Origin of the sequence: Erythrobacter sp. HI0063, assembly GCF_001635685.1 — a bacterium.
In the GTDB taxonomy this organism is placed as follows: Bacteria; Pseudomonadota; Alphaproteobacteria; order Sphingomonadales; family Sphingomonadaceae; genus Qipengyuania.
Map to the genome: position 1 here is coordinate 1 of NZ_LWFF01000249.1, position 233 is coordinate 233.

At 65.2% G+C, this 233-nt stretch carries 1 protein-coding gene; it reads left to right on the forward strand.

Annotated features, from left to right (window positions below; translation table 11 throughout):
• Positions 1-233 (forward strand): sigma 54-interacting transcriptional regulator (locus tag A3736_RS08020; protein WP_197465544.1); only part of this gene is annotated, 233 nt, incomplete at both ends.

Below are 233 nucleotides of genomic sequence, written 5' to 3' on the forward strand. Positions count from 1 at the left end.
ACCCGCCCGGTGAAGGTGGACGTACGCATTATCGCCTGCGCCAACCGCGATCTTCCCCACGAAGTCGAGCAGGGCCGCTTCCGTGCCGACCTTTTCTATCGCCTCAACGTCTTTCCCGTCAGCATGCCTGCCCTTCGCGAGCGTCCGGCGGATATCGCTCCGCTCGCCTTCACCATGCTGCTGCGCCATGCACCCAAGGGCGAAGCGATGCCGTGGATCGGCGATGCCGCGCT